The organism is Planococcus soli (assembly GCF_016881065.1).
Taxonomy (GTDB): Bacteria; Bacillota; Bacilli; order Bacillales_A; family Planococcaceae; genus Planococcus; species Planococcus soli.
In genome coordinates this window covers 158,637-184,321 of sequence record NZ_WXYN01000016.1, presented here as the reverse complement: position 1 = coordinate 184,321, position 25,685 = coordinate 158,637, and the positions used below count along the sequence as shown (strand labels likewise).

At 44.8% G+C, this 25,685-nt stretch carries 33 protein-coding genes and 1 riboswitch; of the genes, 8 read left to right on the top strand and 25 right to left on the bottom strand.

Annotated features, from left to right (window positions below):
* Positions 1 to 144: 144 nt before the first annotated feature.
* Entirely contained in the window at positions 145 to 825 is a 681-nt protein-coding gene (gene msrA / locus GJB59_RS08615; RefSeq protein WP_142826856.1) for a peptide-methionine (S)-S-oxide reductase MsrA, read from the bottom strand.
* A gap of 156 nt (positions 826 to 981) precedes the next feature.
* Between msrA and GJB59_RS08610 the strand changes: the two genes are divergently transcribed.
* Positions 982 to 1,566: a protein-L-isoaspartate(D-aspartate) O-methyltransferase gene (locus tag GJB59_RS08610; protein WP_142826855.1), complete on the top strand. Its 585-nt coding sequence runs from the start codon at positions 982 to 984 to the stop codon at positions 1,564 to 1,566.
* A 54-nt stretch (positions 1,567 to 1,620) separates the two neighbouring features.
* Here the strand turns inward: GJB59_RS08610 and GJB59_RS08605 are convergent, their stop codons facing one another.
* Positions 1,621 to 2,142 carry a DUF2243 domain-containing protein gene (locus GJB59_RS08605; RefSeq protein WP_142826854.1) on the bottom strand — a complete coding sequence of 174 codons (522 nt, stop codon included), beginning with the start codon at positions 2,140 to 2,142 and terminating at the stop codon, positions 1,621 to 1,623.
* A gap of 404 nt (positions 2,143 to 2,546) precedes the next feature.
* Between GJB59_RS08605 and GJB59_RS08600 the strand changes: the two genes are divergently transcribed.
* On the top strand, positions 2,547 to 3,242 hold the full coding sequence (locus GJB59_RS08600; RefSeq protein ID WP_142826853.1) for a Na-translocating system protein MpsC family protein: 696 nt from the start codon (positions 2,547 to 2,549) through the stop codon (positions 3,240 to 3,242).
* Between the two features lie 116 nt (positions 3,243 to 3,358).
* On the opposite strand, the gene GJB59_RS08595 is transcribed toward GJB59_RS08600, so the two are convergent.
* The 3 genes from GJB59_RS08595 to GJB59_RS08585 all read right to left on the bottom strand — a co-directional run bounded on the left by GJB59_RS08595 (position 3,359) and on the right by GJB59_RS08585 (position 7,311).
* Positions 3,359 to 3,550, bottom strand: a complete 192-nt coding sequence (locus tag GJB59_RS08595; RefSeq protein WP_142826852.1) for a hypothetical protein — start codon at positions 3,548 to 3,550, stop codon at positions 3,359 to 3,361.
* Between the two features lie 302 nt (positions 3,551 to 3,852).
* Entirely contained in the window at positions 3,853 to 5,064 is a 1,212-nt protein-coding gene (locus tag GJB59_RS08590) for a MalY/PatB family protein (protein WP_142826851.1), read from the bottom strand.
* A gap of 138 nt (positions 5,065 to 5,202) precedes the next feature.
* Positions 5,203 to 7,311 carry a type IA DNA topoisomerase gene (locus tag GJB59_RS08585; protein ID WP_142826850.1) on the bottom strand — a complete coding sequence of 703 codons (2,109 nt, stop codon included), beginning with the start codon at positions 7,309 to 7,311 and terminating at the stop codon, positions 5,203 to 5,205.
* A 137-nt stretch (positions 7,312 to 7,448) separates the two neighbouring features.
* Between GJB59_RS08585 and GJB59_RS08580 the strand changes: the two genes are divergently transcribed.
* The gene (locus GJB59_RS08580; RefSeq protein WP_142826849.1) at positions 7,449 to 8,126 is read left to right on the top strand and encodes an oxidoreductase; all 678 of its coding nucleotides are present in this window, start codon (positions 7,449 to 7,451) and stop codon (positions 8,124 to 8,126) included.
* A 42-nt stretch (positions 8,127 to 8,168) separates the two neighbouring features.
* On the opposite strand, the gene GJB59_RS08575 is transcribed toward GJB59_RS08580, so the two are convergent.
* The 11 genes from GJB59_RS08575 to GJB59_RS08525 form a co-directional block, all read right to left on the bottom strand.
* Positions 8,169 to 8,945 (bottom strand): sulfite exporter TauE/SafE family protein, encoded by a 777-nt coding sequence (locus tag GJB59_RS08575; RefSeq protein ID WP_142826848.1) that lies wholly within the window; start codon positions 8,943 to 8,945, stop codon positions 8,169 to 8,171.
* A gap of 59 nt (positions 8,946 to 9,004) precedes the next feature.
* Positions 9,005 to 9,232, bottom strand: coding sequence for a sulfurtransferase TusA family protein (locus GJB59_RS08570; RefSeq protein ID WP_142826847.1), 228 nt, complete (start codon positions 9,230 to 9,232; stop codon positions 9,005 to 9,007).
* A gap of 233 nt (positions 9,233 to 9,465) precedes the next feature.
* Positions 9,466 to 10,593, bottom strand: coding sequence for an MBL fold metallo-hydrolase (locus tag GJB59_RS08565; RefSeq protein ID WP_142826846.1), 1,128 nt, complete (start codon positions 10,591 to 10,593; stop codon positions 9,466 to 9,468).
* A 41-nt stretch (positions 10,594 to 10,634) separates the two neighbouring features.
* A complete protein-coding gene (locus tag GJB59_RS08560) occupies positions 10,635 to 11,192 on the bottom strand; it encodes a sulfurtransferase TusA family protein (protein ID WP_142826845.1) in 558 nt (185 codons plus the stop codon).
* 42 nt (positions 11,193 to 11,234) lie between these two features.
* Positions 11,235 to 11,531, bottom strand: a complete 297-nt coding sequence (locus GJB59_RS08555) for a rhodanese-like domain-containing protein (protein ID WP_142826844.1) — start codon at positions 11,529 to 11,531, stop codon at positions 11,235 to 11,237.
* A gap of 14 nt (positions 11,532 to 11,545) precedes the next feature.
* Positions 11,546 to 11,911 (bottom strand): rhodanese-like domain-containing protein, encoded by a 366-nt coding sequence (locus tag GJB59_RS08550; protein ID WP_142826843.1) that lies wholly within the window; start codon positions 11,909 to 11,911, stop codon positions 11,546 to 11,548.
* 31 nt (positions 11,912 to 11,942) lie between these two features.
* Positions 11,943 to 12,425 carry a DsrE/DsrF/DrsH-like family protein gene (locus GJB59_RS08545; RefSeq protein WP_142826842.1) on the bottom strand — a complete coding sequence of 161 codons (483 nt, stop codon included), beginning with the start codon at positions 12,423 to 12,425 and terminating at the stop codon, positions 11,943 to 11,945.
* Between the two features lie 141 nt (positions 12,426 to 12,566).
* Positions 12,567 to 12,827, bottom strand: coding sequence for a metal-sensitive transcriptional regulator (locus GJB59_RS08540; RefSeq protein ID WP_142826841.1), 261 nt, complete (start codon positions 12,825 to 12,827; stop codon positions 12,567 to 12,569).
* Positions 12,828 to 12,970: 143 nt separating this feature from the next.
* Positions 12,971 to 13,354, bottom strand: coding sequence for a DUF302 domain-containing protein (locus GJB59_RS08535; protein ID WP_142826840.1), 384 nt, complete (start codon positions 13,352 to 13,354; stop codon positions 12,971 to 12,973).
* A 131-nt stretch (positions 13,355 to 13,485) separates the two neighbouring features.
* Positions 13,486 to 13,935: an OsmC family protein gene (locus tag GJB59_RS08530; protein ID WP_142826839.1), complete on the bottom strand. Its 450-nt coding sequence runs from the start codon at positions 13,933 to 13,935 to the stop codon at positions 13,486 to 13,488.
* Positions 13,932 to 14,891, bottom strand: coding sequence for a carbohydrate kinase family protein (locus GJB59_RS08525; RefSeq protein WP_142826838.1), 960 nt, complete (start codon positions 14,889 to 14,891; stop codon positions 13,932 to 13,934). The genes GJB59_RS08530 and GJB59_RS08525 overlap by 4 nt, the downstream gene beginning before the upstream one ends.
* A gap of 92 nt (positions 14,892 to 14,983) precedes the next feature.
* Here GJB59_RS08525 and GJB59_RS08520 point away from each other — a divergent pair, with 92 nt between their 5' ends.
* The gene (locus GJB59_RS08520; protein WP_142826837.1) at positions 14,984 to 15,556 is read left to right on the top strand and encodes a GNAT family N-acetyltransferase; all 573 of its coding nucleotides are present in this window, start codon (positions 14,984 to 14,986) and stop codon (positions 15,554 to 15,556) included.
* Positions 15,557 to 15,656: 100 nt separating this feature from the next.
* Here the strand turns inward: GJB59_RS08520 and GJB59_RS08515 are convergent, their stop codons facing one another.
* From GJB59_RS08515 to GJB59_RS08500, 4 genes are all read right to left on the bottom strand, one after another.
* Positions 15,657 to 16,487: a MetQ/NlpA family ABC transporter substrate-binding protein gene (locus GJB59_RS08515; RefSeq protein WP_142826836.1), complete on the bottom strand. Its 831-nt coding sequence runs from the start codon at positions 16,485 to 16,487 to the stop codon at positions 15,657 to 15,659.
* 14 nt (positions 16,488 to 16,501) lie between these two features.
* Complete coding sequence (locus GJB59_RS08510) at positions 16,502 to 17,173, bottom strand: methionine ABC transporter permease (RefSeq protein WP_142826835.1); 672 nt, start codon at positions 17,171 to 17,173, stop codon at positions 16,502 to 16,504.
* Positions 17,163 to 18,176, bottom strand: a complete 1,014-nt coding sequence (locus GJB59_RS08505) for a methionine ABC transporter ATP-binding protein (RefSeq protein ID WP_142826834.1) — start codon at positions 18,174 to 18,176, stop codon at positions 17,163 to 17,165. The genes GJB59_RS08510 and GJB59_RS08505 overlap by 11 nt, the downstream gene beginning before the upstream one ends.
* Before the next feature lie 68 nt (positions 18,177 to 18,244).
* Positions 18,245 to 18,350, bottom strand: a riboswitch (SAM riboswitch).
* Between the two features lie 33 nt (positions 18,351 to 18,383).
* Positions 18,384 to 19,190 (bottom strand): carbon-nitrogen family hydrolase, encoded by an 807-nt coding sequence (locus GJB59_RS08500; protein ID WP_142826833.1) that lies wholly within the window; start codon positions 19,188 to 19,190, stop codon positions 18,384 to 18,386.
* Between the two features lie 85 nt (positions 19,191 to 19,275).
* On the opposite strand from GJB59_RS08500, the gene GJB59_RS08495 reads away from it, so the two are divergent.
* A complete protein-coding gene (locus GJB59_RS08495; RefSeq protein WP_142826832.1) occupies positions 19,276 to 20,439 on the top strand; it encodes a pyridoxal phosphate-dependent aminotransferase in 1,164 nt (387 codons plus the stop codon).
* 73 nt (positions 20,440 to 20,512) lie between these two features.
* Here GJB59_RS08495 and lepB read toward each other — a convergent pair whose 3' ends face one another.
* Positions 20,513 to 21,046 carry a signal peptidase I gene (gene lepB, locus GJB59_RS08490; RefSeq protein WP_142826831.1) on the bottom strand — a complete coding sequence of 178 codons (534 nt, stop codon included), beginning with the start codon at positions 21,044 to 21,046 and terminating at the stop codon, positions 20,513 to 20,515.
* A gap of 243 nt (positions 21,047 to 21,289) precedes the next feature.
* Between lepB and GJB59_RS08485 the strand changes: the two genes are divergently transcribed.
* Positions 21,290 to 22,309 (top strand): SEC-C domain-containing protein, encoded by a 1,020-nt coding sequence (locus GJB59_RS08485; protein WP_142826830.1) that lies wholly within the window; start codon positions 21,290 to 21,292, stop codon positions 22,307 to 22,309.
* 68 nt (positions 22,310 to 22,377) lie between these two features.
* Here the strand turns inward: GJB59_RS08485 and GJB59_RS08480 are convergent, their stop codons facing one another.
* Positions 22,378 to 22,599 carry a hypothetical protein gene (locus tag GJB59_RS08480; protein ID WP_142826829.1) on the bottom strand — a complete coding sequence of 74 codons (222 nt, stop codon included), beginning with the start codon at positions 22,597 to 22,599 and terminating at the stop codon, positions 22,378 to 22,380.
* 308 nt (positions 22,600 to 22,907) lie between these two features.
* On the opposite strand from GJB59_RS08480, the gene GJB59_RS08475 reads away from it, so the two are divergent.
* A complete protein-coding gene (locus tag GJB59_RS08475) occupies positions 22,908 to 23,423 on the top strand; it encodes a DUF421 domain-containing protein (protein ID WP_142826828.1) in 516 nt (171 codons plus the stop codon).
* Between the two features lie 52 nt (positions 23,424 to 23,475).
* Here the strand turns inward: GJB59_RS08475 and GJB59_RS08470 are convergent, their stop codons facing one another.
* Positions 23,476 to 23,952, bottom strand: a complete 477-nt coding sequence (locus tag GJB59_RS08470) for an acyl-CoA thioesterase (RefSeq protein ID WP_142826827.1) — start codon at positions 23,950 to 23,952, stop codon at positions 23,476 to 23,478.
* A gap of 92 nt (positions 23,953 to 24,044) precedes the next feature.
* Between GJB59_RS08470 and GJB59_RS08465 the strand changes: the two genes are divergently transcribed.
* Positions 24,045 to 24,854 (top strand): AAC(3) family N-acetyltransferase, encoded by an 810-nt coding sequence (locus GJB59_RS08465; RefSeq protein WP_142826826.1) that lies wholly within the window; start codon positions 24,045 to 24,047, stop codon positions 24,852 to 24,854.
* A gap of 33 nt (positions 24,855 to 24,887) precedes the next feature.
* Here GJB59_RS08465 and GJB59_RS08460 read toward each other — a convergent pair whose 3' ends face one another.
* Both GJB59_RS08460 and GJB59_RS08455 read right to left on the bottom strand, forming a co-directional pair.
* On the bottom strand, positions 24,888 to 25,478 hold the full coding sequence (locus GJB59_RS08460; RefSeq protein WP_142826825.1) for a Fic/DOC family protein: 591 nt from the start codon (positions 25,476 to 25,478) through the stop codon (positions 24,888 to 24,890).
* Positions 25,471 to 25,659, bottom strand: coding sequence for a hypothetical protein (locus GJB59_RS08455; RefSeq protein WP_142826824.1), 189 nt, complete (start codon positions 25,657 to 25,659; stop codon positions 25,471 to 25,473). The genes GJB59_RS08460 and GJB59_RS08455 overlap by 8 nt, the downstream gene beginning before the upstream one ends.
* Positions 25,660 to 25,685 lie beyond the last annotated feature (26 nt).

Here is a 25,685-nt window from a genome sequence, read left to right as displayed (position 1 = left end):
TTGGCAAGGTCCCTAATAGATTATGTTCTCTTCACTCTCCAACATCTCCTTTATTGTCAACGCAAAAACACCGAAGCCGCTGTTCCTTCGGTGTTGGCTTTCTTCATGCCATGACAGACTGCCCCAATCAGAATCTTTTGCTCTTTACCACTTTAGTTTCAAGAAAAGTTCTATCAGATGGGCCTTTTCCGCCTCTCTAATGTTCCATTGCGTGATTTCTTTGCGTACGCTGTCCTTTGTGCCAAAGCCTTTCACAAACCCATTTAACCGGGCAGCGAAAGTTGAATCCTCCAGCAGCTCTCTGTCCGGATAAATTTTTGCCAGCTGCTCCAACGCCTTCGGATATCGCTTCAAATAATATTTTTGATGGCGTTCTTCAGCCCGGGTAAATCCGGTAAAAGGTGAAATTTCTGTTTCAATCGGCTCTCCCAATTGTGCTTCCATTTCTTTTCGAATAAGGCCGATTGTTTTGCGCTGCTGTTCTGTATGGTAATGCAATAAAGAAATATATTGTCTTCCTTTATAATTATCACGATTCGGGTAGTGGTTTCCCCAAAACCCCCTTAGTATCTCTTCGTAGCTGATGACCAATGGATCAAATTCGATTTGAACTGTTTCCGTATGGTCGCCCATTTTTCTGTAAGTAGGAGCTGGCTCCCTTCCCCCTGCAAAACCAACGCGGGTTTGGAGAACTCCCGTCATGCCGCCAAATCGCGCTTCAGGTCCCCAGAAGCAACCCATGCCAAAAGTGGCGAATTCCAATCGTCCATCATTTTGATGGAGCCCTTCTTCAATTTGCTTAATAGCCATTTGAGGAACTTCCATTTTTACCATCCTTTCTTCTTTTCCATCGATTCCGTTTCAATTACTATACAGTTGGCTGCTATTTCCTTAAAATTAATGTAACAAGACTGCTCAGAAAATGCATGATTCCGTCCTTCTATTTGGCAAAACTATTCCAAAAGAAAGTGGGTATATGTGATGAAAAGTCAAAGAAAAGAAATCATTTCCTATTTTCGGCAGATGGACCGCAGTTTTTTTATGGACTCCAACAAAGAGCTGGCCATCTTTGACCATGCCTTGCCAATCGGATTTGAACAAACGATATCTCAGCCCTCCCTCGTTCTAGAAATGACATTGGCACTCGACCCTCAGCCAGAACAGAAAGTATTGGAGCTGGGGACAGGGTCAGGCTTCCAAACCGCTTTGCTTGCGGCTTTTTCCGGTTCTGTCTACACGATCGAGAGAATTGAAGAATTGCAGAACCGTGCAAAAGAACGGTTAGGCCAATTAGGCTTTCAAAACATCCAATTCAAATTAGGCGATGGAAGTGAAGGCTGGTACGAACAAGCCCCGTTCGACCGGATCATGGTGACCGCGGCTGCATCTGAAGTACCGAAAGAACTTTTGGAGCAGATGAATAAAGGAGGCAAGATGGTCATTCCCGTTGGCAGTTCCTTCAGCCAGGAGCTGCGATTGATTGAGAAGGACAATAACGGCAAGCTGCATACTACCCTATTGAATGAAGTATTATTTGTGCCGTTAAAAGGCAAGTATGAAAAATAAAAGATGCGCTCTACTTGGCTGCCGCCATAGTGGAGCGCATCTCCGCCTGTTAAATCAGGTGCTTCCTTCACGGTTGCCATTGGGCTTTACAGGCGGGGTGTTAGGGGTTTGCCACAGCAAAATCAGGCCAATTAAAAGCAGGATCCCTGCTGTCATATTCCAAACGAGATCATACGCCAGCAAGTCTACTCCGTACCGGATTTGGTGCAGCTCCAATAGTTTGTGGTGTATGATGCCATCGTACAGCTGAAAAGCTCCGGCACCGAGCAGCACACCGCCTATCCACCGTTTCGGCCACCAAGCTTTGCGGCGCTGAAGATCAGCCAATAGAAACAAAGACGCTACGGTCGCAAACCAGCTGAAGGCGTGAAAAAACCCATCCGAAACCAATCCCATATCCGTAGTAGAACGATCATAGAAATGATGCCAATGCAGAAGTTGATGGAATACCGCTTCATCTATAAACGCTACTAAGCCGATGCCAAACAGGAGTCCCGACCAGACATTTCTTTTGGAATGGACCCTTCGATTTCTTTCTTTTGTGTAATCAGTGGTTTTGGCTGTAGGTAAAGGCATAGAATCTCCCTCTCGTGTTCGATCGGCTGGTTTAGGAGGCATATAAATCCGTTGCAGCTTTTTCCAAATAATACCCTTTTTATACTGGCACAAAACAAAAAAACTGTAAGAAAAACCTTGATTGTGATGCAATACGACTAATTTCATTGTGCAGATCTTCTATTTTTCACAAAATAAATGAAAATGCTATCAAAATTCCAATATCTTTTATTCATTTCTTTATATAATTACGGAAATCCCGTATAATTAAGCCCACTAAGCTGAGTGTCTTTTACAGAAACTATTCTTGATTTCAGAGGTAGGTTGATATGCTTGTTTCGAGCAGATTGAGTATAAAAGGGCATGCGCTACTATAAGCTAACAGGCTATACAGGCCTCAGCTATAGAGTAAAGGAGACCTAATCATGTCTAATGAAAAAGCAATACATACAGAAGTCGGCAGTTATATCTCTACTTTATTGCGCGACCATTTTGGAAAAGGCCCAACATCGGTATTTGTTACAGTAAAACCGCCCTTTATTTCCATCCATCTTCGCGGCTTTTTAGCTCCAACTGAAAAAATTCTACTGAAGCAGCAGGAACATCGGAGGATTTTAGAAACACGTGACCTATTGATGAATCAGCTGGCTGCGGATATTAAGCTGGAGTTATGGAAAATCGGCAAACTGGAAGTTGATGAAGTATACGCAGATTGGAATTTAGATGATCACACAGGCATGATATTGGCGATCATGACTGACAAATCGCCTGCCAAAGATTTTGAATGGGAATCCGATATTGAAGTGGAGGGCATTCGGAACGAAGTTAATGAAGCCAGCCGAAAAGCACAAAAAACGCCAGAATCGACTGAGCTGTATTGGTTGAACAACCGTACACTGCTGATCGAGAGGTCAGGAATTTTCGTTGAAATCGAAAAAGAGCTGATCCGCGGTGGGTTTATTGAAGAATTGAAATTGGTCAAGCGGCCGCTGGAACGAAGATTATTATTGCAGACCCGTATTGAAGTCCTATTAAAACAGCCAATTACAGAAGTTTATCTCGATTGGAACTTCATCACAGACAAAGGATATATTGTAGTGTTGCTGGATCCTGCTAAATAACAAAAAAGCCAGCTTTCCGCTGGCTTTCCAGATCAGAGACACGCTTTAAGCTGTCTCTGTTTTTTTATGGATGCATTTAGCTTCTTTAAATATTTTGAATATCAAATAGAAGATTTTTAACTGATAATTTGTGCCTGTTGGCAATGAGGACAAAATTCATACAAGTCCTTTGACTCCAACTGCTCGATGTAATCAGCTTGATTAGTAAATTCTCTTTTTTCTACAGGTGTTTCCACAAATCCACACCGGTCTCCTGCAAACTGCCGTTGATGAATCTTCTTTTTCTTATGATCCACGAAGTAATGCATAAAAAATCGCTTCCCTTCTTTTTTCAGGAACAAAAAAGCAATAGAAAAAGCCGAAAAGAACCGCCTTGTATCAAGGCACTCTTTTCGGCTTTTATATCAGCTCAATCGTCTGAAATATTTAACCAAGATATAAAATTAAGTTTTGTATGGGCTACGACCATAAAATTAGTAAATAAATTTTCATATCAGGTTCGGAAACGCTATTGTTTTCCAAGTCACTCTATTGTATCAAACTGTGTACTAAAGGTAAAGAATACAAGTAAATTCAATTTTCCACCACTTCTGACAACTTGTTCGTTCATCTACTTTTCTGCCAAACCTTTTCCGGAGATATCTTTAAATTCCTCAGCGATTCTTTCTAAAGCTTCCCGAATAAGCGGTCGTGGAGAAGGTGTGCAAATCCGTTGGTAGAACTCCCCTTCTTCACCAAACATACTGCCGTCCTCCAATAAAACATTAGCTTTATTATAAATCCGGTCATGGATTTCTTTTGCCGAAATGCCATATCCACTGAAATCCAGCCACATGATATAGGTACCTTCCGGAATAGAAACTTTCACTTCAGGCATTTCCTCAGCCAAAAACTCTTTTATGTAGGACATTGTCCCATCGACATAATCGGTCAGCTGCTCCAGCCAGTCTTCACCTTCGTTATAGACTGCAATCAAAGCGGCAATGGCAAATGGAGAGGCCAATTGCATGCCCATTTCAGTAGCAAACTTAGTCCGCAGTTCTTCATCGGAAATGATGATATTAGTACAGTGCAAGCCGGCGACATTAAAGGTTTTGTTGATCGCTGTGCAAGTAATGATATGACCGGTCTGATCGGCTACTTTCGCCATCGGAATAAATTGCTTTCCGCGGCGCAGCAGATCTCCATGGATTTCATCAGCGACAATCAAGACATTGTTTTCAAAACAAATAGCAGCCATCTTTTTCAGCTCTTCCTCGTTGAAAACTCTGCCTGTCGGATTATGCGGATTGCACAAAATGAACATTGTCGTATCGTCATCCTTTGCTTTCGCTTCAAAATCTTCGAAATCGATTGAGTAATAACCTTCGTCATCTATTTTCAACGCATTATTCACCACTTTGCGGCCGTTCCCTTCAATCACTGAAGTGAAGGGTGGATAAACAGGGCGTTGGATGATAATGCCTTCTTCCAGATTTGTAAATGCCTTAACTGCAATATTCAGCGCATGAACAGTTCCCGGGCTGTAAACAATCTGGTCTTTCTCCACTTTCCAGCCATGCCGTTTTTGCAGCCATGACTGAATGGCATCAAAATACTCATCCGGAAAAACCGAATACCCGTAAATCCGATGGTCCACTGTTTTGTGCAAAGCTTCAACCAATGGCTGGGGAACCGGCAAATCCATATCGGCAGTAAAGAGCGGAATGGTTTCTTCATCGTATCTTTCGGTCAGTCCGAATTGTTTTATCAATTCTCCCCCATCCCATTTCATGGAGTAAGTGCCTCTCCTGTTAACAATCTCATCGAAATTATATTTCATGCGAAACTCCCTTTCCTTTGGATGTTATGCCTTGCCTTCACTTTTCATTATTAAAGAAAAACTTGAACCATTGCAACCAAACAAGCTTTTGGATTTAACCCATCCCTCGAAAGTTACTTCTGCATTATCATTTACAATTTAAAACTCCATTTTCAACTTGCCGTCTTCCAGCACCAGTTTGGCGTTGAACTTCTTGCCGTTTTTCGAAACAAAGCCTTTAATGACAGGGGTCTTTCCTCTGGTGCACAAGTATTCAATCTGCTTGGCCGTCAATCGTTTTTTCAGAAAAGTGGCTGGAAACGATTGCTTGCAGCCATTGTCATATTCAGTGCAATTGTACGAACCTCTTCGCGATACGATCATCCCTTTTTTACATCTGGGGCAAACGGCAATCTCATCTTTGGCGTCCGGCGCCGCCATCTTGTCCGGCAACCCGTTCTTTTGCATTTGTGCTGGGACTTCATCGAGCAGTTTCTGGATAAATTTTCCGATCGTAGCCAGGAACACTTCTGATGACCCTTCACCCTTGCCGATTTTCTTTAAATAAGTCTCCCACTTTGCGGTCATGGATGGGCTGGACAGTAAATTCCCTTCGATCGATTGGCAAAGAATGCGTCCTTTATCCGTAATCGAAACGATATTTTTGGTGACCGAAATATATTCATGGCGTTTAATCGTTTCAATGATGCCGCTTCTTGTCGCTTCCGTACCGAGTCCTTCAATTTCCTTAAGGATCTCGGTATCTTCCACATCTTCGACAAACTTCCCGCAGGTTTTCATCATGGCAATCAGTTGACCCTCTGTATAAGGTTTTGGAGGCAGCGTCATGCTTTCTTTTATATCGATTTTGCTTTTCACCCGCTCCTGCTCCTGCAACTCAGGCAAAGAGGGTTCCTGCTTCGCTTCTTTGGCAGCAGGAAATAATTCTCTCCAGCCTTTTTCAAGCTCTGTTTTTCCGGTAGTGAAAAACGCCAGCCCTTTGACATCTGTTGTCACTTTAGTCTCTGCATACCGGTAATCTTTATGGAACATCGCCAATGTTGTCCGCAGCACTTCTTCATATAGATTGCGCTCATCTTTTGCCAGCCCTGCTAATTTTCTGGCTGACGGTATGGTTTTTGTCGGGATGATGGCGTAATGCTCCTGAACTTTGGAACTGTCCACAAATCGCTTTTTCGGCGCTTTGGAAGCAATCGGGAATGGCGCTTCAATCAGCTGTTGGTATTTTTCAGCTTGCCCTGCCAAATAATTAAATTCGCCCGGCGTAATATGCTGAGTGTCAGTTCTGGGATAGCTGACAAGTTTTTTTTCGTACAATCCCTGCATGACAGACAAAACTTTAGCCGGACTGTATTTCCATTTCCGGTTGGCTGCTGCCTGCAGCGTCGATAAGGAATGAAGCTGTGGCGGCGGTGTGCGTTTTTCTGTCGTCTTCACCTGTGTCACAATACCTTCTTCTTTAGCGGCAATAGCATGTTTGGCCAACAGCTCTTCGGCTTCTTTTCGCTCTTTTGCCCGCAGCTTCGCTTTTCCTTTGTAGCGGCCTTTTTCCGCCTCAAACATACCTTCAATTTCATAAAAAGGCTCCGGCACAAACGCTTCAATTTCTTTTTCGCGCTGATAGATTAAAAATACAGTCGGCGTCTGGACACGGCCGATAGCAAAGACCTCACGAATGCCTTTTTCCTGAAGCAGCAAGGAATACAGGCGCGATCCATTCATGCCGACCAGCCAATCGCTGATTTGGCGTGCTTTGGCTTCCTGATACAACAGGAGATCCTGCCGGTTGTCCCGCAGCTCCTGAAAGCCTTTCCTGACTTCATCCGCTTCCAGTGAATTGATCCACAAACGCTGGATCTTTTTGTTTTTGGCGCCTGTCTGATAGTAAATGCTGTAAAATATATTGGACCCTTCCCGGTCTACGTCACAAGCGTTGATGACCGTATCGGTTTGGAAAATCAATTTCTTGATGATGCCAAATTGCTGTGCTTTGCCTCTTGCCACTTGAAACTGGTAAGTATCCGGCAAAATCGGCAGCGCAGCCAGCGACCACTTGCCCCATTTCGGGTCATAGGCCTTTGGCTCTTTCAATTCCACAAGATGGCCGATGCCCCATGTGATGTAGGCACCTTCCGGAAAAATCGCATCAGGTGCGACTTCAATGTAACCGTCGCGTTTTGTGGTTTTGAACGCTTCGGCATAGGCCTTGGCCTGACTTGGCTTTTCAGCGACTATCACTGGTTTCATGCGCCTCTTCCTTTCCGTTCGTTCTTACCCTTATTGTACTCTTCTAGCCAAAGATTCAAAGCAAAAAGACAATTTCTACAGTTTGGGGTATAGTAGATTTTAACAGATAGAAGACAAAGAAAAAGGAGGCGCTCACTATGAACAACAAAATTGCTTTACTGGCAGGCGCAAGCGGACTGGTCGGCAACGAATTGCTCCGTATCCTTTTAGACAGCCCGCATTACAGCGGAGTAAAAATCCTGGTTCGCCGTCCACTGGACATGGCACATGAAAAACTCGAACAGGTGGTCACAGATTTCGACAAATTGGATCATTACGCCGAGCATTTTGATGTCGACGATGTTTATTGCTGCCTCGGCACTACCATTAAAAAAGCAGGATCGCAGGATGCCTTCAAAAAAGTCGACTATGACTATCCCCTGAAGATGGCCGAATTGGCCAAGTCTCAGCAAGTGAAGAATTTCCTTATCATTACGGCTCTTGGCGCAGATGCCGAATCCAAAGTCTTTTACAGCCGCACCAAAGGACAACTGCAGGTCCGCCTGAAAAAAATCGGTTTGGCTGCCCTGCACATATTCCAGCCCTCTTTGCTGCTCGGAGACCGCCAGGAATTTCGGTTAGGCGAAAAAGCAGCCACGGTACTAAGCCCAGCTTTCAGCAAATTGCTGAAGGGCAAAATGAAAAAATACAAACCTGTGGAAGCGAGAAATGTGGCAATTGCCATGTACGAAGTGGCACAAATTGAGCGCACCGGCAACTACACCTATCCATCCCATCGTATTGAAAATATAAGTGCGGAAAGCACTGTCAGATAAAAAGAGAGGATGCCTTTTAACAAGGCGCCCTCTCTTTTTGCATTACAGGATATCTATCCAAATTTTAATAGCTGTTCCCAAAATCAGCAACGCCAAAATCCATTGCAGGTATTTCGTGTTCATTTTTTGCCCCAGCTTCGCTCCAAGAGGCGCAGCCAGTATACTTGCAACAATCATGACTGCTGCGGGACCATATAAAATTTGATCCGTTACGATCTTCCCAACTGTTGAGCCAATGGACGAAAGAAACGTAATCGCAAGTGAAGTCGCAATCGTCATCCGGGTCGGAATTTTTAAGACAACCAGCATGATCGGCACCAAAATAAAGGCACCCGCTGCTCCGACAATTCCTGCTGCGATTCCGACGATAAATGCCAACCCTGCGGCCAGCCACTTATTGAAGGCAACCTGATCGAGCGGAATGTCGTCGACTCCTTTTTTGGGCATGAACATCATCACGACCGCGATGGTTGCCAATACCGCGTAAACAATATTGATCCCCTGCTCAGACATGATGGTGGAACCGTAGCCGCCAATAAAACTTCCCACTAAAATCGCGCCGCCCATATAAGCGATCAGGGTTTTATTCAAATACCCGCTGCCACGGTATGCCCAGACACCTGCGATGGTCGCGAAAAATACTTGAATGGCACTAATTCCCGATACTTCATGCGCACTGAATGCCGTATATCCCAGCATCACCGGTATATAAAGCAGCATCGGGTACTTGATGATTGATCCGCCGATTCCCACCATTCCGGAAATAAAGGAACCTACAAATCCGATGATAAAAATGACAATGATAAAGTCCAGACTCATTTTAGTTCACCTTCCTAAAAGGGAAAAGGGCATCTTGTCGATACCCTCCAATCCGGCTCTTAGCCTTTCTTGATCCAGAATGAAAAGACATCGCCGTTTTCCTGCGAATCCAACAATTCGTGTCCGCCGGATTTTGCCCATGCAGTCAAATCGGCTTTCGCGCCCTTGTCAGTTGCCAAAATTTCAAGAACCTCTCCGCTGTCCATTTCTTTCATAACTTTTCTTGTTTTTACAATCGGCATCGGGCATGCCAGCCCTTTTGCGTCCAATACTTTATCTGCGTTCATCAAAATCTCTCCTTTTGGGTTTTAATTAATATGAATTACTAACCGATATTACGCAAAACAGCTTCGCTTTCCTGGGGGCTTGCACTGAGCTAACTCGGACTCGTTGCACTTCGCCCGAGTGGATCTCAGCACTTCGCTTGGACCCCTGGGAGTCTTCGCTGTTTTGCTCCATATCTAAGCTATTTTTCAACTCTAAAGCGTCTCTTAATATTTTCAATTGGGAAAATCCTTACCTACCGAACTGCACAGCGATTTGGTCCAATTTCCATTTCACGCTGCACTTCTTCGTCCGGCGCAATTTGCCCCATGTTCATCTTGCGGATATCCTGATAAGCGTTCGGCTGCGGCGGCAGGTTCTTGGTGACCATATCTCGGAATTCCTGTTCGTCTGCAATATTCAGACCATGGTTTTCATCGAACAGATCACCCAACTTTTTGGAAACACTGCCATCTTCATTCAACTCTTCAATGATCATGAAATGGGCCGGCAAAACAACAAGCTCGTTTGCCAGATCTTTATAGCGTGTGTAAAGAGATTCTCTCAAATCACCTACCCAGTCATCCGCAAGACCAGCGAGATCCGGCCGGCCGATCGAATCGATAAACAAAATGTCGCCGGTCATCAAGTATTTGTGGTCTACGATGAATGACGTAGAACCAATCGTGTGGCCCGGTGAATAAAAAGCTTCGATCTCAATTTTTGATTTTCCGATTGTCACTTGCAAGCCGTTTTCCAAAGCTTCGTATTCAAATGCGACTTCTTCTGCATCTTTTGGTGGCAAATAATAACTTGCACCGGTTGCTTCTGCAATCGCACGCCCTCCTGAAATGTGATCGGCGTGCAAATGCGTATCAAATACATGCGTGATAGCTGCGCCCTTTTCCTGCGCGAAGTCCAAGAAGATATGCGCCATGCGTGTTGCATCAATAACAGCGGCTTCTCCATCAGAGATGGCCATATACGATAGACATCCCTTGCCAAGACGGACAAATTGGTACAATTCGCCGCCGCCCTGCAATTCACCGACTTTTACTGGCTCCAGGTGTTCACTCCAGGCTTTCATCCCACCTTCTAAATAAGCGGCATCAACGCCTTCTTCTGAAAGCATTTCTGCTACCATGACGGAAGAGCCTTCTTTTGCACAGACTACAAGAATATCCCGGTCTGTCGGCAGTTCTGAAACCAATTCTTCGACACCGTCCAATAAATCGAAATACGGTGTATTCAAATACTGGATGTTGCCGCCTTCGATTTTCCAATCTGCGAAAGCATCGCCATTCCGCACATCCAGAATGAACAAGGGCTCGTTATTTATTACTTTTTTTGCTATTTCACTTGCTTTCATTGCTTTTACTGTCATATCCGAATTACCTCCAGGGGTATATGGTTGTTTAAATTTTTTTACTCTGTTTTACCTGTCCAATTGTTCATGCCCGGTACGACGTTATAAAGACTGCCAAATCCTTTTTTGGCCATCATATCTCCAGCGATGCCACTTCTTCTGCCCGAATGGCAAATAATGTAGATGGAATCTTCTTTAGTTAATTCATCCATTCGTGCTTCTACTTCACCTAATGGGATATGAATGGCTCCAGGGATATGGGATTCTTCGAATTCATCTATTTCCCGAACGTCCAGAATCGTCATCTGCTCATTGCCTTCAACCTTTTGAGAGAAATCAGCAAGTGAGATTTCTGGTATGGTGATGGTTTCTTCAGGAGCTCCAGCTCCATCTTTACGAAGAAAATGGCGCAACACATCCCCTTCGGTTTCAGTGCCGATATATTGATGCCCTGAACTTTTTGCCCACGCTTGAAGATCCGCTGTCGATCCTTTATCTGTCGCCAGGATTTCCAGTACTTTACCTGAATCCATCGTTTTCATCATCTTTTTTGTTTTTACAATCGGCATCGGGCATGCCAGCCCTTTTGCATCTAAAGTTAAGTCAGTTTGTACCATTTGATTTCCTCCTTGGAAATTTGCCTGTTCTTTAGCAGGCTGTTAGTTTGTTTCGCCATTCCAGTCCAGCATTCCGCCATCCATATTGGTAACTTTGTATCCCAGATTTTCGAGAAAACGTGTAGCTTGTCCGCTGCGTCCGCCTGATCGGCAAACCATAATATATTCTTTCGATTTATCAAGTTCGCTCATTTTAAATTCCAATAATCCTAAAGGAATATTGATGGCGCCTGGAATTTTCCCTGCCGCTACCTCACTCGTTTCCCGAACATCGATCAAGTCGATAGACTGTTTGGTTTCTACTAATTCTTGAACTTGTTGAGTTGTCATTGTTTTCATAACCCAGTTCTCCTTTATCTGCGGTAAGTGCTCATGCCGCCTCTGATATTTGTTATGGTGGTGAATCCATTTTTCTTCAATAATTGGCTGGCTTTGCTGCTGCGCATGCCGCTTTGGCAAATCACCAGTACTTCTTTCTCTTTTGACAATTCACTCATACGCTTCGGCAGTTCATTTAATGGAATGTTCTTAAAGCCTCTGATGTGATTGCCTTTAAACTCTGCAGGCGTCCGTACATCGACATACTGCTTATCTTTTTTACCGAGCTGCATTTTCATTTCTTCTGTAGAAATTGATTTGATTCCTTTAGCTGGTGAAGTGAAACGATATGCTATCCAAAGAACAGCCGCTCCAATCAGAATCCATATGATCCATTCCATGCTGCATCTTTCCCTTCCGCTTTAAATGCGATTAGATGAATAGATTGACGTTGCCGTCTTCGGCATCTCCAAGGTAAGCTGCCACTCCTGCATATTCAACTCCATCCAACAATTCTTCTTTTTGCAAACCCAGAAGATCCATTGTCATCGTGCAAGCAATCATTTTTACATCCTGTTCCTCTGCCATTTCAATTAATTGAGGCAAAGTGAGGGCATTATGCTTTTTCATGACTTGTTTGATCATTTTAGGTCCCATTCCGCCAAACTGCATATTTGATAAACCAAGTTTATCCGCACCTCTCGGCATCATTTTTGCAAACATCGTTTCAAGGCGCCCTTTTTTCAGCGCTGGCGGATTTTCTTTCCGCAATGCATTCAATCCCCAAAATGTATGGAAGATTGTCACTTCATGATCGTATGCTGCAGCACCATTGGCAATGATATAAGCTGCCATCACCTTATCGTAATCTCCGCTGAATAATACGATCGTTGTTTTCTTTTGCTCTTGTGCCATTTTATTGCCTCCATTTTAAATTACCCATAGGGGTATATTTTATTGCGAAAAAAAATGACGTTTTATAGTGGCGCCGCACTTTTTAATACCCTAACCGGTATATTAGAGAATATATTTCCTGCTGTCAAACAAAAAACTTTTTTATCGGCTCTTTACCAGCAAGTCTACAGCTTCTTTTACCATGCCTTCTGTGCTTTCACCTTTTTCGATGCTTTCACGTACGCAAGTTTCCAGGTTATCACTAACGATTACACCGATAGCCCGATCAACTGCACTTCTTACTGCGGACAGCTGCATGACAACGTCTCTGCAATCTTCGTCATTCTCCACCATTTTGAGAACACCGCGAAGCTGGCCTTCTATTCTTTTCAACCGATTCTCGACAAGTTTATCGTATTTCATTTCATTCTGCCTCCGTATCACAAAGGATGTATTGCTAATCACTATAATATACCCCCAAGGGTATTATGTCAATACATGAGCTTCAAGAATAATTGCTTTCGAAAACGAGCGGGGCTAAACCCGATTCGCGATGCCCATCTTCATTAAGCTGACTGGTCAATGCACTTGATTAACCGTTCTTCAATATCTTCAGCAATCGTTTTGATATTCTGATCTTCTACCATACTAATTAAAGCTGTGGGCTTTGGCATTCCGATCTTCACACCATCGCTTTCCTTATAGACTACGATTTTGCATGGCAAAAAATAACCGATCATCAAGTTTTCCGATAACACACGGTTGGCTTCTTTCGGATTGCACACTTCTAAAATGGTGTAGGGGGTATCGAAATCCTCTCCTTTTTCCTGAAGTTTTGCCGTTAAGTTGAAATTCCACAGGATGCCGAATTGCTCCGCCTTTAGATTTTCTTCCAATGCCTCTACGGCTTCACTCACTGTTTTGGATGTATCTACTGTGTAATTGAACATGGTTTGTTTCCTCCTCTTAATATTTTATGATCTACAAGTACCCTACCCGGTATATATAATAGTAAACACCGCGACAAAATTGGCAAAAATAAAAACCTTCAGTCCTGATAGGATGAAGGTTTTTATAAAATTTAGCTTCCTGCTTCAATATCCGCCTGCAATTCTATTTCCACATTCCCCTGAATGGCACGTGTGATCATACAGGAGCTTTCAGCTTTTTCCGCTAATTTCTGTGCTAATGATAAGTCCTTTTCAGATGCGCCAGCTTTCAGCACCACTTTCGGTTTATGGATGATGCGTTTATAAGTGATTACGCCTTTTTCCACTTCTACAATGCCTTCCGATTCCATCGTCAAAGACTGTTTTTCCAGCTTGCTGCGTTCCATCATCGCGGCAAGTGTAATGATGTAGCAAGTTGCTGCTGCGCCCAGCAACATTTCATCCGGATTCGTACCAATTCCGGGACCATCCATTTCGGGAGGAATCGAAATTTGCGTTTTTAAACCGCCCACTTCAATATCTCCAACATCGTTGCGGAGGCCTGGCCAATCCGCTTTTAAATGAAAACTGTGCAATGTCATCGAATTTCGCTCCCTTTATTCATGATTTTTTGCATCTCATCGAGCCGTGGCATCGCGGTCAGAGCTCCTGCTTTTGTCGCACAAAGTGCCCCCAATTTATTGCCAAAATCAGCACAGTCAACGACTTCCTGCTGGGTTTCAGGCAAGCCAAGCAAATGGACGTGGCGGATGACGCCTGCCATAAAGGCATCCCCAGCGCCTGTTGTATCCACTGGCTGCACGGGAATGACAGGAACATGGTGAGTATGATTTTGAAAAACCGCATGCGTCCCATTTTCACCATCGGTTACAAAAACCAACGGAATGGAAAAATGCGATAACCGAGAAATTCCCTCTTCCAGAGATTCGGTTTCCATCAGGAAAGCCAGCTCTGCGGTTGTCAGTTTGACAATGTCGGCCAATGGCAGAAAGCCGAGTACCGTTTCACGGCAATGCTCTTCACTTTCCCAGCGCAGCGGACGAATATTAACATCATATGAACAAAGAACACTATGCTCTTTTGACAGTTCCAGAGCTTTTCGGGTTGTGGCTCTTGCCTCAGGATGGAAAAGAGTTCCCGAACAAAAATGAAAGACACTGGCCCTTTCGAAAGCTTCGCCTTTTAGTTCATGGCCCTCTACTTGAAGGTCAGGTGTTTCATTGACATAATCCGCAAACACGCGGTCAAATTCCGGAGTCAGGTGAATGTAGACACCGCTTACCCGCTTTTCCGGAACCATGATGGCGTGCGTTAAATCGACGCCTTCTTTCACTAATTCATGTCGTACAAAAGCCGAAGTTTCATCGTCGCCAGTAATTGTAATAAATCTTGAGGACAATCCCAGCCGGCTGATACCTGCGGCCACATTTACTGTAGCGCCTCCCAAATGGCGGTTGAATCGGTCGTTTGTTGTATTTGCTGCAATATAATCGACAAATGCATCTCCATAGGTCAAGACGTGCCTTGTGGTTTCCATGTTTCGCCTCCTTCATGCTAAAGGGCTGTTTGGTTGATATACTATTATTTCAGTCATAGCAGAGTTAATGCAAGCAAAAGGAGTGGATCCCAATGAATATTATCATTAGACAAGCACGGCCGGAAGACGCAGAAAAAGCAGCACCGCTCATCATCAATGCAATCGGCGATATCGCCAATCATATGACCGCGCAGCAAGAGCCAGAAGCTGTGCTGAAAAAAATAGAAGAGATGGTTCGCGGTGAACATACGCGCCACAGCTATCGCTCTACTTACACAGCCGCATCAAATGGCGATATCGCCGGTATTTTGGTGCTTTATCACGGCAAACAAGCCGAAGATTTGGACCGTTATTTGATTGAACAACTCAAAAAACAGGGCCATGAACGGACAATCGAACCCGAAGCCCATGCCGATGAATGGTATATCGACACCGTTTCAGTCGACCCGAAATACCAGGGCCAAGGAATTGGTTCAAAACTGTTCGATTTTGCTGAGAAATTGGTTGCGGCTCAAGGCGGAGGCAAGCTTTCGCTGAATGTTGATGTGGATAAAGAAAGCGCAATCCGCCTGTACAAACGCCTCGGCTACTCCATCTCCGAACCATGGACGATTATAGGTGAGCCGTTTCACCACATGGTCAAAATGATTCCTAAAAGTGACTGAAGCGCTCTTTAAATATGACGAAAGCCGCTCCAGATTTTTCTCTGGAGCGGCTTTTTTTCTATAACATTCGATAGAATTCTTTGAGTGAATGATACTTCTTCTATTCAGCCATCCATTCGGGTTTGCCGAAACCTTCGAATTCCGCGTCGATTACAGCTTCAAATTCTTCCGACTCCACAACTTCCACTAAATCGGCAGCCAATTCACTGTCTTCATTTTCAGCAGTAACCGCCACGACGTTGCGATATTCGTCCGGCATGTTTTCTAATACCAGTGCATCAAGTAGATTCATTTCAGCTGCCAATGCAAAGTTTCCAGGTACAGCCGCTAAATCAGAACCATCAACTGCGCGCGGCAGCTGGCCTGCTTCGATCGGTTGGAACACGAGGTTCTTCGTATTTGTAACAACATCCCTTTCTGAAGCCTGCAGGACATCCGCTTCCGGATCCAGTTCAACCAAGCCCTCAGCTTCAAGCATCAGCAATGCACGTGCTCCGTTTACCGGATCATTCGGAATCGCGATGGTTGCTCCATCCTCAATGGCTTCCAATGAATCAAATTGGTTTGAATAAATGCCCATTGGAGCAGTCGGTACTGTAGTCAATGCCGACAAATCCATTCCTTGCTCCTGTTCAAAGTTCTCCAGATAAATGGTGTGCTGGAACAGGTTGGCATCGATATCGCCGCCATCAAGCGCCACATTGGGCTGGATGTAATCGCTGAATTCAACAATTTCCACCGTATAGCCCTTTTCCTCTAAACCAGGCACGATTGCTTGGTTTAGCATATCGCTATATGGCCCCGCAGTTGCCCCTAGCTTAATATCTTTTGAAGCTTCTTCAGATGAGCCTGAAGAGCCACTTTCTTCTCCACCGCCGCATGCTGCCAAAGCCAATGCACTCGCTGCTACTATCAATCCAAATTTTTTCATATTATTCTCTCCCCTTATCGTTTGTCGATGGCTTTAGCTGTATAATCTCCTGCCTGTTGTATCAATTGGACCAGCACAATCAAAATGACGACTGTGACAATCATGATGGTATTATCGTACCGGTAATAACCGAAGCGGATGGCCAGATCTCCAATGCCTCCGCCCCCTACAACGCCAGCCATGGCCGAATAGGCGACCAAGCTGATGATGGTCAACGTCACGCCTTGGATAATGCTCGCTTTCGCTTCCGGAAGCAGAACGTCTTTAATGATCATCCACGGTGTAGCGCCTACTGCAATTGCTGCCTCGATGACGCCCTTGTCGATTTCACGGAGTGAGGTTTCCACAATCCGCGCGAAAAAAGGAATGGCCGCAACCGATAACGAGACACTCGCCGCAATCGGACCGATTGTCGTTCCAGTAATGAATTTAGTCAGCGGGATAAGTGCCACCAGCAAAATAATAAACGGAATCGAGCGGACGATGTTGACGACAAAGCCGACTACAGAATTTACCGGACGATTTTCCAGAAACAAGCCACGGTCTGTGATAAACAGCAAAATCCCTAACGGCAGCCCGACGATTAACGCTACAGATAACGAGATGCCGATCATCGTCAATGTTTGAAAAAATGCAGTTTGTATCTCTGGCCAAAGTTCAATTATTCGTCCCCATTCAATGCCCACTAGGAATCACCTCCACAATTGCAGATCTGCTTTCCATGTACTTTAATGCGTCCATAACAGCGGAAGAAGTGCCTTTCAGCTCCATGATAAATACTCCAAGCGGCCGTTCCTGAATATATTCGATTGCCCCATGCAAAAAATTCCCTTTGATTGGGTAGTTCTGCAGAGTATCAGAAATTACACCTTCTCCTGCGACACCGCCCTTGAACAGCACTTTCACCAGTGTTCCAGTAAATTCCTTCAGAAGATGTTCGGGAACATTAAACGAAACGACACTGGAAATGAATTCCTTCGTCAAATCCTTTTGGGGATCTGCAAAGATGTCGTATACCTGTCCTTCTTCAATGACGCACCCTTCCTGCATGACAGCCATTCGGTCGCAGATTTCTTTGACCACATTCATTTCGTGCGTAATCAGCACAATCGTAATGTTCAATTTACGGTTGATGTCTTTCAGCAACCGCAAGATGGATAAGGTCGTATTGGGATCGAGTGCCGATGTTGCTTCATCGCATAGCAGTACTGCCGGATTGTTGGCCAGCGCCCGGGCAATGCCGACACGCTGCTTTTGGCCGCCGCTCAGTTGGGCCGGATAAACATCACGCTTGTCGGATAGGCCGACCATTTCGAGCAGCTCTTCCACACGAGCTGAAATGATTTTTGGAGGAGTGCCTGCAGCCCGAAGCGCAAAAGCGATATTGTCGTAGACCGTTTTTTGGCTGATCAGATAAAAATGCTGAAAGATCATGCCGATTTTCAAGCGGGCTTTTCTCAACTGGTTCCCATTCAATTTAGTCAGATCTTTGCCATCTACTATGACACTGCCTGAGGTGGGACGTTCAAGCAGATTGATGCATCGGATTAAAGAGCTTTTACCGGCGCCCGAATAACCGACGATGCCAAAAATCTCCCCTTTTCCAATATCCAATGAAACATTGTCCACTCCAGTGACGGTGCCATGTTTGGTTGTGTAAGTTTTCGTCAATTTCTCAATCTGTATCATAGCTTCCTCCCGCCAACAAAAAGATGCCTCTTTCATCAAGAAAGAGGCATCGAAAAGTTTAATTTCTCGACTTATCTTCCGGAACATTTTTCTGGTTCCGCAGGACTTGGCACCTTCCCAATCGGGGGTTGCCGGACGTCATAGGGCCTACCCCTCGGTCTCTCTTGATAAGTTTAGGTTATTAGATTGAATTTTATGTTACAGGCATTACTGCAGGGTGTCAATCTGCTTTTTGAACTTTTCGTACAACTTTTCGCGGCGGTCATCGAACACCGGAATCCGTTTCCGGACCTCCTCGACTTCAGCTAAATCGATTTCCACATAGCCGATGCCTTCTTCTTTTTTCATGTCCAAGCGAACTTCTCCCCATGGAGCAATGGCCATCGTGCTGCCGCCAAATTCGTTGTTCGGGTCGCTGCCGATGCGGTTTACTGCAACGATAAAGCACTGGTTCTCAATGGCGCGTGCCTGCAGCAGGATGCGCCAATGGTCAATTCGTGCTTCCGGCCATTCTGCTGAAACAAAAATGAGTTTTGCGCCGTTCAGAGCTTGAGCACGAATCCATTCAGGGAAACGGATATCGTAGCAAATCACTCCGCCGAATGCGATATTGTCCAATTCGAATAGACCGAGGGAATCTCCTTCTTCGAGATGGATGTGTTCATCCATCAAGCCGAAGCGATGCGCTTTGTCATATTCTGAAACAAGCTCACCCGTTTTGCTGACAACAAACATTGTATTGTAGAAACCATCAGCCTTTTTCGTTGAAACCGAGCCGCCAACAATATTCACCGCGTGTTCTTTTGCAAAACCTTTCAGCAGTTCCACTGTGCGGTTCGTGCTGTCTGCCAAGGCTTCCAGTTCCGTCAGGGCATAGCCGGTGTTCCACATTTCAGGCAGAACAATGGTCTCAGCCCCATTGTTTGCCGCCTCTGTCAAATAATCCACAACCTGCCGGTAATTCTGTTCAGGCTCTCCAAAAGCGATATCCATCTGTACGCATGCAATTTTCATATTTTCTCCTCCAGTAGACAAGTTACCTTAAACTCTATAAGATTTGGGGTAGATGTGCAATTATTTCGAAAACAAGGAGAATCTCATGGAATTTTCAAATCGCCTGCAAAACCTGCCTACCCAATTTTTTGCTTCGCTGGTCGCTAAAACGAGCAAAGCCATTGCCGAAGGGCGTGACGTTATCAACCTTGGCCAAGGCAATCCCGATCAGCCGACGCCAGGCCATATCATCAAAGCGCTGCAAACGGCCGCGGCCGATCCAAAAACGCACAAATACTCGCCTTTTCGCGGCATTGCCGAACTGCGCCAGGCTGCAGTGGCTTTTTACAAACGCGAATACGGCGTTGATATCGACCCCGATCTTGAAGTAGCCATACTGGCTGGAACTAAAATCGGCCTGGTCGAATTGCCACTGGCCCTGCTGAATCCCGAGGACATCCTGCTGCTGCCGGATCCCGGATACCCGGATTACCTGTCCAGTGCCCCACTTGCCGACATCGGCTACGAGCTGTTGCGGCTGGATCCAGAAAACGGCTATTTGCCGAACTACAGCGAGCTGCCGGAATCCGTCCGGACGCAAGCTAAACTGATGTACTTGAACTACCCGAACAATCCAACAGGCGCTATTGCCAATAAAGACTTTTTTGATGAAACTGTCGCTTTCGCTAAAAACAACGGCATTGCTGTTGTCCATGATTTTGCTTATGGCGCTGTCGGGTACGAAGGCAAAAAACCGGTAAGCTTCCTGCAATCTGAAGGAGCCAAAGAAATTGGCATCGAGATGTATACCTTATCGAAAACATACAACATGGCCGGCTGGCGCATCGGATTTGCTGTTGGCAACTCCAAAATGATTGAAGCGCTTAACTTGATCCAAGACCATTTATTTGCAGGTTTATTCCCTGCCGTCCAAATGGCCGCAGCGGAAGCATTGAGCGCTGATCAGCAGTGCGTGGACGAGCTGGTGGACCTTTACGAAAAACGCCGCAATATCCTCGCTGAAGAATGCTCGCGCATCGGTTGGAACATTGAAGCGCCAGCAGGTTCTTTCTTTGCTTGGCTGCCGGTTCCGAAAGGATTCACCAGTGTGGAATTTGCCGACTTTCTTCTGGAAAAAGCCGATATTTCAGTTGCTGCAGGCAGCGGATTCGGTGATGGCGGCGAAGGCTTTGTCCGTGTCGGATTATTGGTTGATGAAGCCCGTATCATCGAAGCGATAAACCGAATTGAAAAATTAAATTTATTTTAAAGCACACCAAAAGACAGCTGCCTCTTCCAAAGGGGTAGCTGCCTTTTTGTGTGCTGGAACAGAAACTGATGTTTCATTCTACAATTCCCACATGATTGAAAGGAGCAAGTCTGATTTTCACTTCACCCACGATCGAATCTCGGGAAATAAACCCTAAAACTCTGGAGTCCATACTGTTTAACCGGTTGTCACCCAATACATAATAGGATTCTGCCGGCACCGTAAATTCCTTAAAATCCTCGGTCAATCGGTAAAGTCCCTGCTGCTCCGCCAGTTTCCTGTTTTTATCCAAATAAGGTTCTGCTTCGGCCTTGCCATTGACATACAATTGATCATCTTCCATGGAAATACGGTCTCCCGGAACGCCAATCACCCGCTTGATGAAATTCACTCCATTTGGTGCAGTGAACACGATCATATCAAAATTTTCAATCGAATAAATCTTCACCAGCATGACTTTGTCATCGTCTTCAAATGTAGGCATCATGGATTCGCCGTGCACGGCCACAGGTTCGAACAGGAAATGCCGGGACACCAAAACAATAAGCACGGTCAAAAAGATGACACGCATCCATGAAATCGATTCTTCTACCGGATCTTCAAACACATTTGTCCCCTCCTGCTCATTGCTTGTTTTACTCTATTATAATACGGGTTCTGCTTTGTGCCTATTTTAGGTATTTATAGTTCGGTTAACCTCTTTCCAAAAAATGGGACAAAAAACAGCTTCCGCTCCCTATCCCCAGCCATCACAGTATGTTTCTGTACGATCTCTCCGCGTCTAAATCGTCAGACTTTTGAGCGTATCGCCATTTTATGTTACACTCAATAAAAAATGTAGGTGATTAGAATGGTAGGAAGAAATGATCCATGCCCATGCGGCAGCGGTAAAAAGTACAAAAAGTGTCACGGAAAACAGCAAACTGTGTCCATCAATGATTTGGTGAATGATGAACTGTTCAAAGTACGTCAGCAGTTCTTCTCGGAAAACCCAAATCAGGAACAGCTTGCCGATTTTCGTGAACTTCAACAGGAGTGGCAGCCACGCTTGATGCAATCCATGGCTGAAAACGATGCCCAGGCCTTTGTAATCGAGAATTTCCTGTTCATGAAAAAACCGGAACTTTGGGAAGACTTTTTAGCTAAGCAAATCGAACTGGCTCAACGCCCTTCAACTAAAGAAGTGCTTGAAAACTGGAAAGACGCAAAGGTATTCCTTGGGCAATACATTGAAGGCAATACAGAAACGGCTCAGTTCAAAGATGTCTTTACGGGTGAAACACTCAAAATGACAGATCAGCCGCCAACAGATATGGAAAACGGACAAGGCTTGCTGGCCATTCTTCTTCCGGACTCCCGTATTGGAAAAGAAGGCGTGTTGTTCCTTAATGGCTATTTGACAGTCGTTGGAGAATTCGCTCCATTCCTTGAGCAGCTAAAAGCACAAATCGCTGCTGACAATGGTTCAGAGGATGAAAGCTATCTGCGCGATAATTACTTGGCTGTGGTTGAACAAATCGTCAAGTATTCAACTGGCAGTGTTGAAGAAAGCATCCAGCTTTCTCCCGAACACGATTCGGTGATGGCAGAACTTGACAAGCATATTGAGCAGGCAGATTTTGATGAAGAGACAATCAACAACATTACTAGCATCTTAAACAGCTATCTTGTGAGCCAGCAGCCAACTGTCCAAAAACCGGAAGCACTTGTAGCCGGCTATTGGAGATTCCTGCAGGATCACGAACTGGTTAAAGGGCCAATGCTTTCTGCAAAAGACTTAAGCGAAAAATTCGGCGTATCTTCAAGCACGATTTTGAAACGTTCAAAAGAGTTCGGCACGTATTTCGAAGAATTATTGGCAAAAAAATAAGTTTCATCCAGTAATGGAGGATTTTCCTTCTTAGTGAGTTTTGAAACAGCAAAAAGGAGCAGCCTCGGCTACTCCTTTTTTTCGTTGTCTTTTCTTCGGAACGTAATGAGAATATAAAGCAGAATCCCTGAAATCACCAGAAACAAATACAAACGGATAAAGTAAATCTGAAACCATAAAGCATCGGTTAAACCGAAAATAAAATTGATCAGAGTCACAGTAGACAGCAAGACTCCTATCGCAAAAATTAGTAAGCCAGCATAACGGATCAGTTTCAGAAAAAGTTCCATTTTGATCGCCCCCGTCTGAACATAAGATATTTTCCTATTCCCTTTGCGAAAAACTGCAACCACTTCTGTTGTATTTCTGTCCGATCCATGTTTGTTAATAACTCTAAGGGGAAACATAGAGAACAACTAGAAAATACCCCAAATTCCGGATTTGGAAGCAAGATGTTCCATATTCCTCTCCTTATGCACACTAACTATGCTATTTATGTGTGCTATGTGGATAAAATATTTTAATTTTCATGATGTTCTTACAAAAACGGAACTTATTAACATGTGGATAAACTCATAAAAATAGAAGGGGGCACATGATGTTTGAAATTACGCTCGACAGTTTTATCAGGATTGTGACAGTCGGTTTCCTTGCATACGTTGGACTGATTATCTTTCTGCGCATCTCAGGCAAACGGACCTTAACCAAATTAAATGCTTTTGACTTGGTGGTAACTGTGGCTCTGGGTTCAACATTGGCCACGGTTCTATTGAACAACAGCATCAGTCTTCTTGAAGGGATGACTGCATTTGCCTTATTGATCTTTTTGCAGTATTTATTCACGCTTTTTTCCGTTCATTCCAAGTGGTTCAATAATATTATTAAATCAGAACCAAGCTTGCTATTTCTCGATGGGCAATTTTTGAGAAGTACCATGAAAAAGGAACGAATCAAAGAAATCGAAATCCTGCAGGCTATCCGCAACACCGGTTTTGGCTCCACTGAAAAAGTGAAAGCAGTCGTCCTCGAAACAGACGGCAGCTTATCAGTAATAAGCAGTGAACCAGGCAATGCTTTAGCAAACGTGAAATCCAAAACTGAAACAACTCAATGATAATTTTCATTATAAAAAGGTGCATGGAATAAAACCCATGCACCTTTCTCTGTTATCTTGGCGTTTTCACTCTCATTTTCCGGTGTTCGCGTCTGGCAGGGGCTGTTTCAAAAAAGCGCTTTTCACCTTCCGATTCGGCTAATACAGGCGGGACAGGCGTCGGCTTGCCATCGTCACCCATCGCCACCATCGTCAAAAACGATTCTGTTGTCAGCTTTTCTTCACCTGTTTGTAGGTTCTGCGATTTCACACGTACATAAACCTCCATGGAAGTCCGTCCGGTTGAAGTAACATTTGCTTCAAGCTCCAGGACATCCCCGACACGTGCAGAAGACAGAAAATCTACTGAATCAATTGATGCAGTTACCACAACTTGGCGGCGTGCATGCTTCATCGCCGTGATTCCTGCAATTTCATCGATATAAGCCAATACCTTGCCGCCGAATATCGAGTCCATATGATTGGTGTCCGGCGGGAGCACCAACTTTGTCTGAATGGTTCTTGACTCTTTCATTGGTCTTGCTTCCATTGCCATCATTCCTTTCTCTATCACCCTGCAGCGGGGGTTACCCAAAACAGCAGGCTTTCCTTTATAATATAATGAAATCGGAGGGATACTTTATGTCAGAGTTATTGAATATTTTAAACACACCCGAATTCCAATCAAAAGCGACATTAAAACGACAGCTTCAGCAGCTTGGCATTGCTGCCGGAGATGCATTAATGGTCCACTCTTCCCTGAAGTCCATGGGATGGATCGCTGGAGGCGCTCAAGCGGTCGTAGAAGCCTTGATGGAAACTATTACTGAAACGGGCACCTTAGTCATGCCCGCACAGTCTGCGGACAACTCAGACCCTGTATACTGGATGGAGCCGCCGGTTCCCGAAAATTGGCATCAGCCGATACGTGACGAGCTGCCCGCATTTGATCCACACTTAAGCGGTATGCGCGGCATGGGCAAAATCGCGGAATCTTTCCATCGCCATCCATTGACGATACGGAGTCCTCATCCTTCACATTCATTTATCGCTTGGGGCAGCCAGGCGACTGATTGGATGAGTGAACAACCCATCGATGATTCTTTCGGAGAACGGTCGCCGCTCGCAAAAATGCTGCAGGCCAATGTGAAGATCCTTTTCATTGGCGTCGGCTTTGATTCGTGTACAGCTCTTCATTATGCTGAATTTGTTCAGGAAAACCGTTCTACTTCTCCGCAGGGCGCAGCAGTTTTAAAAAATGGGAAGCGCATTTGGCAGACGTACGATTGCGTCGAAATGGATTCAGACCGTTTTCCGGAAATCGCCAAAGCTTTTCCGGGCAATATTTCAAAAGGACGGTTAGGCCAGGCACAAACCCAGCTTGTGGAAATGAAGCCCCTGATCGAATTTGGCATCGACTGGCTGCAGAAGCATCCTAATCCCAACGAATAGAAAATGCCAGCGCTCCTCGAGCAGCTGGCATTTTCATGGAGTGATAATTTCATCCAACAGCCCTTTCAGGCGATCATTGTCTTTATTAAACGAATCAACAAAAGCATTGATAATTTCTGCAGGCTCCAGCACTTTTTCCCAATCCAGCCGATAACCGGCATTCAATAAAAGCTGCCGTGCAAATTCACGGACACTGCGTCCATTGCCTTCGCGGAAAGGATGCAGTGCATTCAATTCCGACAAAAAATAAGCGAGCCGTGAAATCAGCTGATTTCGCGGCAATTCTTTCAAGTAATTCTCTGCTTTCAACTCATCAAAAATTTTCAGCAAATGCACCTCAATGTGTTTCGGGTGAGCAAAAGAAGAGGATCCTTTGGAAATCATTTCTTTTCGCAACTCCCCGGCAAACGGGTAGACGTCCTGAAGCAGATAATAATGTATGGCTAGAAATGCTTGAACATCCAGTGGATCTGCCGGCTTCTGTATCTGCAATTCCGAGAGGCGAAGCAGAGAGTAAACTTTCTCGAGATCCTTCAGTTTTTCTTCATCCTGCACATCGAACAGATTAATCAGTACATCGGTTCCAGGGTAGCAATACATCGAGGTATGCTGGTACTTAGACATCGAACTTCCTTTTGATGGCCTGATGGAATTGTGCTTCCGTCCGCTCACCAGTCAATACCGACCGAACGAAATTCTCATCCTCATTTGTCACGTCAAACCCTTCCGTAACTAGAGAATGTGAAGCGCAGGAAATCGCGTGATTGGCTTGTTCATGGGAAACTCGGTTCACTAATTTCGTCAACTGTATGACCACCTTTCGTATTGAAA

What these genes read in the sequence shown, in the direction of transcription:
- msrA (WP_142826856.1), bottom strand. Translation starts at nt 825, where the DNA reads ATGGAAGTTCCTCAAATGGCTATTAAGCAAATTGAAGAAGGGCTCCAT.
- GJB59_RS08610 (WP_142826855.1), top strand. Translation starts at nt 982, where the DNA reads ATGAAAAGTCAAAGAAAAGAAATCATTTCCTATTTTCGGCAGATGGAC.
- GJB59_RS08605 (WP_142826854.1), bottom strand. Translation starts at nt 2,142, where the DNA reads ATGCCTTTACCTACAGCCAAAACCACTGATTACACAAAAGAAAGAAAT.
- GJB59_RS08600 (WP_142826853.1), top strand. Translation starts at nt 2,547, where the DNA reads ATGTCTAATGAAAAAGCAATACATACAGAAGTCGGCAGTTATATCTCT.
- GJB59_RS08595 (WP_142826852.1), bottom strand. Translation starts at nt 3,550, where the DNA reads ATGCATTACTTCGTGGATCATAAGAAAAAGAAGATTCATCAACGGCAG.
- GJB59_RS08590 (WP_142826851.1), bottom strand. Translation starts at nt 5,064, where the DNA reads ATGAAATATAATTTCGATGAGATTGTTAACAGGAGAGGCACTTACTCC.
- GJB59_RS08585 (WP_142826850.1), bottom strand. Translation starts at nt 7,311, where the DNA reads ATGAAACCAGTGATAGTCGCTGAAAAGCCAAGTCAGGCCAAGGCCTAT.
- GJB59_RS08580 (WP_142826849.1), top strand. Translation starts at nt 7,449, where the DNA reads ATGAACAACAAAATTGCTTTACTGGCAGGCGCAAGCGGACTGGTCGGC.
- GJB59_RS08575 (WP_142826848.1), bottom strand. Translation starts at nt 8,945, where the DNA reads ATGAGTCTGGACTTTATCATTGTCATTTTTATCATCGGATTTGTAGGT.
- GJB59_RS08570 (WP_142826847.1), bottom strand. Translation starts at nt 9,232, where the DNA reads ATGAACGCAGATAAAGTATTGGACGCAAAAGGGCTGGCATGCCCGATG.
- GJB59_RS08565 (WP_142826846.1), bottom strand. Translation starts at nt 10,593, where the DNA reads ATGACAGTAAAAGCAATGAAAGCAAGTGAAATAGCAAAAAAAGTAATA.
- GJB59_RS08560 (WP_142826845.1), bottom strand. Translation starts at nt 11,192, where the DNA reads ATGGTACAAACTGACTTAACTTTAGATGCAAAAGGGCTGGCATGCCCG.
- GJB59_RS08555 (WP_142826844.1), bottom strand. Translation starts at nt 11,531, where the DNA reads ATGAAAACAATGACAACTCAACAAGTTCAAGAATTAGTAGAAACCAAA.
- GJB59_RS08550 (WP_142826843.1), bottom strand. Translation starts at nt 11,911, where the DNA reads ATGGAATGGATCATATGGATTCTGATTGGAGCGGCTGTTCTTTGGATA.
- GJB59_RS08545 (WP_142826842.1), bottom strand. Translation starts at nt 12,425, where the DNA reads ATGGCACAAGAGCAAAAGAAAACAACGATCGTATTATTCAGCGGAGAT.
- GJB59_RS08540 (WP_142826841.1), bottom strand. Translation starts at nt 12,827, where the DNA reads ATGAAATACGATAAACTTGTCGAGAATCGGTTGAAAAGAATAGAAGGC.
- GJB59_RS08535 (WP_142826840.1), bottom strand. Translation starts at nt 13,354, where the DNA reads ATGTTCAATTACACAGTAGATACATCCAAAACAGTGAGTGAAGCCGTA.
- GJB59_RS08530 (WP_142826839.1), bottom strand. Translation starts at nt 13,935, where the DNA reads ATGACATTGCACAGTTTTCATTTAAAAGCGGATTGGCCAGGCCTCCGC.
- GJB59_RS08525 (WP_142826838.1), bottom strand. Translation starts at nt 14,891, where the DNA reads ATGGAAACCACAAGGCACGTCTTGACCTATGGAGATGCATTTGTCGAT.
- GJB59_RS08520 (WP_142826837.1), top strand. Translation starts at nt 14,984, where the DNA reads ATGAATATTATCATTAGACAAGCACGGCCGGAAGACGCAGAAAAAGCA.
- GJB59_RS08515 (WP_142826836.1), bottom strand. Translation starts at nt 16,487, where the DNA reads ATGAAAAAATTTGGATTGATAGTAGCAGCGAGTGCATTGGCTTTGGCA.
- GJB59_RS08505 (WP_142826834.1), bottom strand. Translation starts at nt 18,176, where the DNA reads ATGATACAGATTGAGAAATTGACGAAAACTTACACAACCAAACATGGC.
- GJB59_RS08500 (WP_142826833.1), bottom strand. Translation starts at nt 19,190, where the DNA reads ATGAAAATTGCATGCGTACAGATGGATATCGCTTTTGGAGAGCCTGAA.
- GJB59_RS08495 (WP_142826832.1), top strand. Translation starts at nt 19,276, where the DNA reads ATGGAATTTTCAAATCGCCTGCAAAACCTGCCTACCCAATTTTTTGCT.
- GJB59_RS08485 (WP_142826830.1), top strand. Translation starts at nt 21,290, where the DNA reads ATGGTAGGAAGAAATGATCCATGCCCATGCGGCAGCGGTAAAAAGTAC.
- GJB59_RS08480 (WP_142826829.1), bottom strand. Translation starts at nt 22,599, where the DNA reads ATGGAACTTTTTCTGAAACTGATCCGTTATGCTGGCTTACTAATTTTT.
- GJB59_RS08475 (WP_142826828.1), top strand. Translation starts at nt 22,908, where the DNA reads ATGTTTGAAATTACGCTCGACAGTTTTATCAGGATTGTGACAGTCGGT.
- GJB59_RS08470 (WP_142826827.1), bottom strand. Translation starts at nt 23,952, where the DNA reads ATGGAAGCAAGACCAATGAAAGAGTCAAGAACCATTCAGACAAAGTTG.
- GJB59_RS08465 (WP_142826826.1), top strand. Translation starts at nt 24,045, where the DNA reads ATGTCAGAGTTATTGAATATTTTAAACACACCCGAATTCCAATCAAAA.
- GJB59_RS08460 (WP_142826825.1), bottom strand. Translation starts at nt 25,478, where the DNA reads ATGTCTAAGTACCAGCATACCTCGATGTATTGCTACCCTGGAACCGAT.